6 protein-coding genes are annotated in these 6,840 nt (G+C 69.6%); 1 reads left to right on the top strand and 5 read right to left on the bottom strand.

Annotated elements, in window-relative coordinates:
* Window positions 1-230: 230 nt before the first annotated feature.
* The gene (locus C1J00_RS35430) at window positions 231-719 is read left to right on the top strand and encodes a DUF3180 domain-containing protein (RefSeq protein ID WP_102913047.1); all 489 of its coding nucleotides are present in this window, start codon (window positions 231-233) and stop codon (window positions 717-719) included.
* 15 nt (window positions 720-734) lie between these two features.
* On the opposite strand, the gene folE is transcribed toward C1J00_RS35430, so the two are convergent.
* The 5 genes from folE to C1J00_RS35405 all read right to left on the bottom strand — a co-directional run bounded on the left by folE (window position 735) and on the right by C1J00_RS35405 (window position 6,713).
* Entirely contained in the window at window positions 735-1,340 is a 606-nt protein-coding gene (folE, locus tag C1J00_RS35425) for a GTP cyclohydrolase I FolE (protein ID WP_102913046.1), read from the bottom strand.
* A 123-nt stretch (window positions 1,341-1,463) separates the two neighbouring features.
* Window positions 1,464-3,503: an ATP-dependent zinc metalloprotease FtsH gene (gene ftsH / locus C1J00_RS35420; RefSeq protein ID WP_102913045.1), complete on the bottom strand. Its 2,040-nt coding sequence runs from the start codon at window positions 3,501-3,503 to the stop codon at window positions 1,464-1,466.
* A gap of 186 nt (window positions 3,504-3,689) precedes the next feature.
* Window positions 3,690-4,250: a hypoxanthine phosphoribosyltransferase gene (gene hpt / locus C1J00_RS35415; RefSeq protein ID WP_102913044.1), complete on the bottom strand. Its 561-nt coding sequence runs from the start codon at window positions 4,248-4,250 to the stop codon at window positions 3,690-3,692.
* 62 nt (window positions 4,251-4,312) lie between these two features.
* The gene (tilS, locus tag C1J00_RS35410; RefSeq protein ID WP_102913043.1) at window positions 4,313-5,389 is read right to left on the bottom strand and encodes a tRNA lysidine(34) synthetase TilS; all 1,077 of its coding nucleotides are present in this window, start codon (window positions 5,387-5,389) and stop codon (window positions 4,313-4,315) included.
* Between the two features lie 196 nt (window positions 5,390-5,585).
* Entirely contained in the window at window positions 5,586-6,713 is a 1,128-nt protein-coding gene (locus tag C1J00_RS35405; RefSeq protein ID WP_102913042.1) for a zinc-dependent metalloprotease, read from the bottom strand.
* Between the last annotated feature and the right edge of the window lie 127 nt (window positions 6,714-6,840).

The following is a 6,840-nucleotide window of genomic DNA, read 5'->3' as shown; positions in this document are numbered from 1 at the left end:
GAGTTCGTCGGCAGCGTCAGATGTGTAATAAGAGACAGGGCCCCCTGGCACGACCTGGACCCCGAGGCGCAGCTGCCCGGCCGCGGGCCGGTCGCCGGTCTGCTGGACGCCGTCACCCGCGACGGGGTGGCGCCCCGCGAGGACCTGGAACTCCGGCTGCCGGAGTAGCCGTTAAGGTCAAGACGGCCGCGAACCGGGCCGCCGGAAGCCGGGGTAACCGAAGGGACACCGTGAGAGAGCTGCGTATCCGGGTGCTGGCCGGCGTCTTCGTCGTGGCCGGCGTCCTGTCCTGGGCGGGCGCCCGCCTGTGGAACTCGGTCGGAACGCTCCCCAGCGTCCCCCTGGCCGCCCCCGTCGTCCTGGCCGTGATCGCCGTGATCCTGCTGGCCACGGCACTCTCGATCCGCGCCCGTCTCAAGGCCCAGCGCGAGCGCCGCCCGGAGGCCAAGGGCGTCGACCCCCTCATGGCGGCCCGAGCGGTCGTCTTCGGCCATGCCAGCGCCCTGGTCGCCGCCCTCGTCGCCGGCATGTACGGCGGCACCGGCGTCTTCCTCCTGGAATCCCTCGACATCCCCGCCCGCCGCGACCAGGCCGTCTACGCCGGCTTCTCCGTCCTCGCGGGCATCGGCGTCATAGCGGCCGCCATCTTCCTGGAGCGCGTCTGCAAGCTCCCGGAGGACGACGAGAACGACGGCACGGGGGCGGCGCCGACCGTGTGAGGCCCCAGGGCTGCGTCAGCGGGCCATGATGAGGCTCATGGCCTCATTACGGGTCGCCGAGTCGCGCAGCTGCCCCCGGACCGCCGAGGTGATCGTCTTGGCGCCCACCTTCCGGACTCCGCGCATCGACATGCACATGTGCTCGCACTCGACCACGACGATCACGCCACGCGGCTCCAGAATCTCCATCAGGGAGTCGGCGATCTGCGTGGTGAGTCGTTCCTGCACCTGTGGGCGCCGGGCATAGACGTCCACAAGCCGGGCGAGCTTCGACAAGCCTGTGATCTTGCCTTCGACGGACGGGATGTAGCCGACGTGCGCAACACCGACGAACGGCACGAGATGGTGTTCGCAGGAGCTCAGGACTTCGATGTCCTTCACGAGGACCATCTCGTCGTGCCCTAGGTCGAACGTCGTCGTCAGCACGTCCTCGGGCTTCTGCCACAGCCCCGCGAATATCTCCTTGTACGCCCGCGCCACCCGCGCCGGCGTCTCCCTCAGGCCCTCGCGGTCCGGGTCCTCGCCGACCGCGATCAGGAGCTCGCGTACGGCGTTCTCGGCGCGCTTCTCGTCGAACTCGCCGATCTGGCCCTCGCCGTCCAGCGTCACGGGGTCGGTCATCTGGTGCCTCGTTCCTGTGTCCTTCTCGGTGGGCCTGCAGGATGGCGCAAAGCCGCGCCCCCCAGGCTAAAACCTGGGGGGCGCGGCATCCATTCCGGGGCCGTGGGCCGGCCGGGAGCCCGGTCAGCTCTCGGGGCGGTCCTCCGGGGTCCGCTCGGGCGCCGGGGCGGGCTCCGCCACGGTGCTCTTCGCGGTGGAGATGGCCGGCGTCGCGCCGTTCGCCCCGTTCGTCAGGGCCAGCTCCTTGGGGGAGAGGACCGGGGGACGGGTGGACGGCGTACGGCGGGAGGACCCCGTCCAGGCGGGCCGCGGCGGGCGCTTGACGATGGGGGCGAAGATCTCGGCGATCTCCTCCTTGCCCAGCGTCTCCCTCTCCAGCAGCTGCAACACCAGGTTGTCGAGGACGTCGCGGTTCTCGACCAGGATCTCCCACGCCTCGTTGTGCGCGGTCTCGATGAGCTTCTTGACCTCTTCGTCCACGAGCGCGGCGACCTCTTCCGAGTAGTCGCGCTGGTGAGACATCTCACGGCCGAGGAAGGGCTCGGTGTTGTCGCCACCGAACTTGATCGCGCCGAGACGCTCGGTCATGCCGTACTGCGTGACCATCGCACGAGCCAGACCGGTGGCCTTCTCGATGTCGTTGGCGGCACCCGTGGTCGGGTCGTGGAAGACGAGCTCCTCGGCCGCGCGGCCGCCCAGCATGTAGGCCAGCTGGTCCAGCATCTCATTGCGCGTGGTCGAGTACTTGTCCTCCTCCGGCAGCACCATCGTGTAGCCGAGGGCCCGGCCTCTCGACAGGATCGTGATCTTGTGGACGGGATCGGAGTTCGGCGAAGCCGCCGCGACCAGGGCGTGTCCGCCCTCGTGGTACGCGGTGATCTTCTTCTCCTTGTCCGACATGATCCGGGTCCGCTTCTGCGGGCCCGCGACCACACGGTCGATCGCCTCGTCGAGCATGTGGTTGTCGATCAGCTTCTTGTCGCTGCGAGCCGTCAGCAGAGCGGCCTCGTTCAGCACGTTGGCCAGATCGGCACCCGTCATGCCGGGCGTACGGCGGGCCATGGCCGACAGGTCGACGTCGGGCGCGACCGGCTTGCCCTTCTGGTGGACCTTGAGGATCTCCAGACGGCCCTGCATGTCCGGGCGGTCGACGGCGATCTGCCGGTCGAAGCGGCCGGGACGCAGCAGCGCCGGGTCGAGGATGTCGGGCCGGTTCGTCGCGGCGATGAGGATCACGCCGCCCTTGACGTCGAAGCCGTCCATCTCGACGAGGAGCTGGTTCAGGGTCTGTTCGCGCTCGTCGTGACCGCCGCCGAGGCCTGCGCCGCGGTGGCGGCCGACCGCGTCGATCTCGTCGACGAAGACGATCGCCGGGGCGTTCGCCTTGGCCTGCTCGAACAGGTCACGGACCCGGGAGGCACCGACACCGACGAACATCTCGACGAAGTCGGAACCGGAGATCGAGTAGAAGGGGACGCCCGCCTCGCCCGCGACGGCACGCGCGAGCAGGGTCTTGCCGGTGCCGGGAGGCCCGTAGAGCAGGACGCCCTTCGGGATCTTGGCGCCGACCGCCTGGAACTTGGCCGGCTCCTGGAGGAACTCCTTGATCTCGTGGAGCTCCTCGACGGCCTCGTCGGATCCGGCGACGTCGGAGAAGGTGGTCTTGGGGGTGTCCTTGGTGATGAGCTTTGCCTTGGACTTCCCGAAGTTCATGACCCGGGAGCCGCCGCCCTGCATCTGATTCATCAGGAACAGGAACACGACCACGATCAGCACGAAGGGCAGCAGGGAGAGCAGGATGCCGACGAACGGGTTCTGCTTGGACGGCGAAACCGTGTAGCCGTCCGGGATCTGCTTGTCCTGGTACTTGTTCTGCAGCGTGTTGGCGAGGTCCACACCCTGAGTGCCGATGTAGCTCGCCTGGATCTTCGAGCTGTCCTCGACCTTTACGCCGTCTTTGAGCGTGACCTTGATGATCGATTCGTCACCGGTGGTCAGCTTGGCCGACTCGACCTTGTTCTGGTTGATCGCCTGGACGACCTGGCCGGTGTCTACCGTCTTGTAGCCGCCGGACGAGCCGACGACCTGCATCAACACGACCACGGCGAGGACGGCCAGCACGATCCACATGACCGGCCCACGGAAGTATCGCTTCACGTCCATCCATACGGAGCGGTGCCGCCCCGTCCCTCCTGCCATAGTGAGTTTGATAAAGACTGTTCTTCGGACGGTACCCCAGCATTGTCACCTGAAGCCGCGTGGGACGGCTGGCGATCCGCCTACGCCTGCTCCAACGGCGGGAAGCCCGCTGGGGTTCCCGATCACCGGTACGGCACCCCGGCCGGGGTTTCAGCCGCCGTACACGTGAGGCGCGAGCGTACCGACGAACGGGAGGTTGCGGTACTTCTCGGCGTAGTCGAGGCCGTATCCCACGACGAATTCGTTGGGGATGTCGAATCCGGCCCATTCCACGTCGATGGCCACCTTCGCGGCCTCGGGCTTGCGCAGCAGCGTGCACACCTTGAGGGATGCGGGCTCGCGCGAGCCGAGGTTGGAGAGCAGCCAGGACAGGGTCAGGCCGGAGTCGATGATGTCCTCGACGATCAGGACGTGCTTGCCCTTGATGTCGGTGTCGAGGTCCTTCAGGATCCGCACCACACCGGAGGACTGGGTGCCCGCCCCGTACGAGGATACGGCCATCCAGTCCATGGTGACGGGGGTGGACAGCGCCCGGGCGAGATCGGCCATGACCATCACCGCGCCCTTGAGGACTCCGACGATCAGCAGGTCCTTGCCCGCGTACTCCGCGTCGATCTTCGCAGCCAGCTCGGTCAGCTTGGCGTCGATCTCTTCCTTGGTGATGAGCACCTTCTCGAGGTCGGCACCCATGTCTTTCGCGTCCACCCGCATCACTTTCGGTCGTCCCAGCGGCCGAGCGGCCCCTCCTGGCGACTGCGGGGAGGGGTCGTGGTTCAGCCTTGCCGAATCACCAGTCTGCCACCCTGCCGCCGGGCCACGACCTTGCCGGGGAGGTTGATGGCTCCCTGACCGCGCCAGCCGGTGATCAGCCGGTCGATTTCCTCGATGTGACGGGCGAACAGCGACCCGGCGGGTGCCCCGGCCTCGATGGCGGCCCGGCGCAGGACTCGGCGGCGTACGGCGGGCGGCAGGGCGTAGAGCTTGGCGCACTCCAGGAGCCCCGCGGCGTCGCGGACGGTGGCCTCGGCCTGACAGGCCCAGGAGTCGAGGGCGTCGGCGTCGTCGCGGGAGAGCCGGGCCGTACGGGCGAGGGCCTCGACGACGCCTTTGCCGAGGGCCTTCTCCAGGGCGGGCAGGCCCTCGTGGCGCAGCCGGGAGCGGGTGTAGGACGGGTCGGCGTTGTGGGGGTCGTCCCAGACGGGCAGGGACTGGACCATGCAGGCCTTGCGGGCGGTCTGGCGGTCCAGTTCCAGGAAGGGGCGCCGGTAGCGGCCGCCGGCCCCCGAGACCGCGGCCATTCCGGACAGGGAGCGGATGCCGGAGCCGCGGGCGAGGCCGAGCAGGACGGTCTCGGCCTGGTCGTCGCGGGTGTGGCCGAGCAGGACGGCGGCGGCGCCATGGCGTTCGGCCGCGGTGTCGAGCGCGGCGTAGCGGGCGTCACGGGCGGCGGCCTCGGGTCCGCCGGCGCGGCCGACGGTGACGACGACGGAGTCGACGGGGTCGAGGCCGAGTTCACGCAGGCGCTGGACGACTTCCGCGGCGCGCAGGTCGGAGCCGGGCTGGAGGCCGTGGTCGACGGTCACCCCGCCGGCCCTGATGCCCAGCTTGGGTGACTCGAAGGCGAGGGCGGAGGCGAGGGCCATGGAGTCGGCGCCGCCGGAGCACGCCACGAGCACGAGCGGCGGGCGTGGGGGCGCCTCGCTGCTCGAGCGCAGCCCGGAGCTCGGGGGATGCTGGTGCGGGAGGGCGTGCGGGACCGCGGCGGGGGCGCGGTGGTGTTCGGTGAGGAGGTCGTGGAGGACGCGGCGGACCGCCAGGCGTATCGCCGCGACCGCAGGATGGGGACCCATGTCCGGTTCCCTTCATGAAATTTTCGGGGGGTGAGCCCGCGTGTCGGTCACGCAGAGTGTGTAGATGGTGACAGAAACGGGCGGTTCCCCGAGCATTGCACGCCTACCCCTGCCTCACGGTCCCTCGGACGGGTGATTGGAGGGGCGTTCGCCTGCCGTCGGCCGGTTCCCTTTCACGACCTTCCCGCGATGTTCACTACTCGGCCCTGCGGTGCACCCGCGCGACCCAGTCCGCCGGTTTGGCGATCTCCGACTTGGTGGGGAGGGTGTTGGGCGAGGTCCACACGCGGTTGAAGCCGTCCATGCCGACCTCGTCGACGACGGCCCGCACGAAGCGTTCGCCGTCCCGGTACTGGCGGAGCTTGGCGTCCAGGCCGAGCAGCTTGCGCAGCGCCAGGTCCAGGCGGGAGGCGCCCTTGGCGCGGCGCTGCTGGAACTTCTCGCGGATCTCCCCGACGCTCGGTACCACCGCCGGGCCGACGCCGTCCATCACGAAGTCGGCGTGGCCCTCCAGCAGGGACATCACGGCCGTGAGGCGGCCGAGGATCTCGCGCTGGGCGGGGGTCTGGACGATCTCGACGAGTGAGCGCCCGCCGTCGTCCTCCTCGGCCTCGGGGCGGCCTCCGGCGAGGCTCTGGGCGGCTTCCCGGACGCGTTCCAGGACGGTCATGGGGTCGACGTCGGTCTCCTCGAGGAAGGCCTGGATTTCGCCCCCCAGGTGGTCCCGCAGCCAGGGCACGGCGGTGAACTGGGTGCGGTGCGTCTCCTCGTGCAGGCACACCCAGAGCCTGAAGTCGTGCGGGTCGACGTCGAGTTCGCGCTCCACGTGGACGATGTTCGGGGCGACGAGCAGGAGCCTGCCGCCGCCGTTCGCGCCGGAGGGGAGTTCGCGGGTGGCCGGGGCGAAGGTCTCGTACTGGCCGAGGACGCGGGAGGCCAGGAAGGACAGCAGCATGCCCAGTTCGACGCCGGTGACCTTGCCGCCGACGGCGCTCATGACCGAGCCGCCGGGGGTGTCGCCGCGCCGTTCCTGCATCTTGTCGAGCAGGGGCCGGAGGATTTCCCGGAACCCGGCGACGTTCGCCCTGATCCAGCCCGGGCGGTCGACGACGAGGACGGGGGTGTCGTGCCCCTCCTCGGTGCCCAGACGGGTGAATCCGCGGACGTGTTCCTCCGAGGCCTTGGCATGCCGGCGCAGTTCCGCGACGACGGCCCTGGCCTCGTCGCTACTGACCTCTGGGCCCGGCCGTACGAGCCGGGTCGCGGTCGCGACCGCGAGATTCCAGTCGACCATGCCGGTTGAAGCACCACCGATGCTCGTCATGCGTCAACCGTACGTGAGCGCCGAGCACTGGGGCAGGGCGGCGGCGACCCAGCAGGCGCTGGACCGCATCGCGAGTGCGCTTGCGGCGTGCGGCTGCAGGTGACCGCCACCCACCCCGCGCCCCCAC

The organism is Streptomyces cahuitamycinicus (assembly GCF_002891435.1).
Lineage (GTDB): Bacteria > Actinomycetota > Actinomycetes > Streptomycetales > Streptomycetaceae > Streptomyces > Streptomyces cahuitamycinicus.
This window is presented reverse-complemented; position numbering and strand designations above follow the sequence as displayed.

Coding starts and splice junctions, on each gene's coding strand:
- C1J00_RS35405 (WP_102913042.1), bottom strand. CDS start 6,713: ATGACGAGCATCGGTGGTGCTTCAACCGGCATGGTCGACTGGAATCTC.
- folE (WP_102913046.1), bottom strand. CDS start 1,340: ATGACCGACCCCGTGACGCTGGACGGCGAGGGCCAGATCGGCGAGTTC.
- hpt (WP_102913044.1), bottom strand. CDS start 4,250: ATGCGGGTGGACGCGAAAGACATGGGTGCCGACCTCGAGAAGGTGCTC.
- ftsH (WP_102913045.1), bottom strand. CDS start 3,503: ATGGACGTGAAGCGATACTTCCGTGGGCCGGTCATGTGGATCGTGCTG.
- tilS (WP_102913043.1), bottom strand. CDS start 5,389: ATGGGTCCCCATCCTGCGGTCGCGGCGATACGCCTGGCGGTCCGCCGC.